Annotated in this window: 1 protein-coding gene; it reads left to right on the top strand. The window is 56.1% G+C overall.

Annotated features, from left to right (window positions below; genetic code table 11):
* The first annotated feature begins 63 nt into the window (after window positions 1-63).
* Window positions 64-1,214 (top strand): IS3 family transposase gene (locus tag GAL01_RS15380; protein WP_099253405.1). Its coding sequence is split into 2 segments (ribosomal slippage): window positions 64-322 and window positions 322-1,214, totalling 1,152 coding nucleotides; the frame shifts between segments, so codons are not numbered across the junction.
* The last annotated feature ends 26 nt before the right edge of the window (window positions 1,215-1,240 follow it).

Raw genomic sequence — 1,240 nt, forward strand, 5'->3', positions numbered from 1 at the left:
TGACGTGCTCCCCGGAAATGTCACCATTTTAAAGTAGAGTCCGATCGAGAAGGATACGGACGAATGAAACGCAGTCGTTTTACGGAAGAGCAGATCATAGGAGTGCTGAAGGAACAGGAGGCTGGGCTCAAGGTCTCTGATCTTTGCCGCAGACACGGGATCAGTGATGCGACGTTTTACAAATGGAAGACCCGCTATGGTGGCCTTGAAATATCGGAAGCCAAACGGTTGAAGGCATTGGAAGATGAAAACAGTCGTCTGAAGCGTCTCCTGGCGGATGCGATGCTGGATAATGCGGCGTTGAAGGAAATTTTTGGAAAAAAGTGGTGACGCCTGTCGCACAGCGGCAGGCGGTCCTACACCTTCAAAAGGGTCTGGAACTGAGTGAGCGTCGTGCCTGTGCCCTTGTTGGTCTTGCCAGGCGTGTTGCGCGGTATGTTTCCACCCGGGCAGATGATGCCGCCCTGCGCCAGCGCCTGCGGGATCTGGCGAGCCAGAGACGCCGCTTTGGCTATCGCCGCCTGGGTTATCTTCTGGCTCGGGAAGGGTTTAGCCCCAATCACAAGAAGCTGTTCCGCCTTTACAAGGAGGAAGGGCTGAAAGTCCGCCATCGGGGTGGCCGCAAGAGGGCACTGGGGAGGCGTTCTCCCATGACCATCCCTCAGGAACCCGGGCAGCGCTGGAGCCTGGATTTTGTCTCGGATGCCCTGATCTGTGGCCGCCGGTTCCGCATTCTAGCTGTTATCGACGATTTCAGTCGCAAGAACCTGGCATTGGTTGCCGACACGTCATTATCAGGTGGACGGGTGGCGCGGGAACTGACGGCCCTGGTAGAACGATATGGCAAACCCCTCATGATTGTCAGCGACAACGGTACGGAGTTCACATCCCATGCCATCCTGAAATGGGCGGATGAGATGAAGATTGAATGGCACTATATCGCCCCCGGTAAACCGCAGCAGAACGGCTTTGTCGAAAGTTTCAACGGCCGGCTGAGGGATGAATGCCTCAACGAAACGCTGTTCACCTCCCTCAGCCATGCCCGACAGGTTCTGGCTGACTGGCGGGAAGACTACAACACGGTGCGTCCCCATTCCCAATTGGATGGCAGGACACCGGATCAGGTCGCCAGACAAGTGTCTCGGGGGCATGCCCCCGAGACACTTGTCATCCCACCAACCCCAAGCCATAAAAAACGGGAACTCTCCTTTTGAGTGGATACAAAAAGGGGGGCACGTCA

The sequence above is a fragment of the Gluconobacter albidus genome (genome assembly GCF_002723915.1).
GTDB classification, from domain to species: domain Bacteria; phylum Pseudomonadota; class Alphaproteobacteria; order Acetobacterales; family Acetobacteraceae; genus Gluconobacter; species Gluconobacter albidus.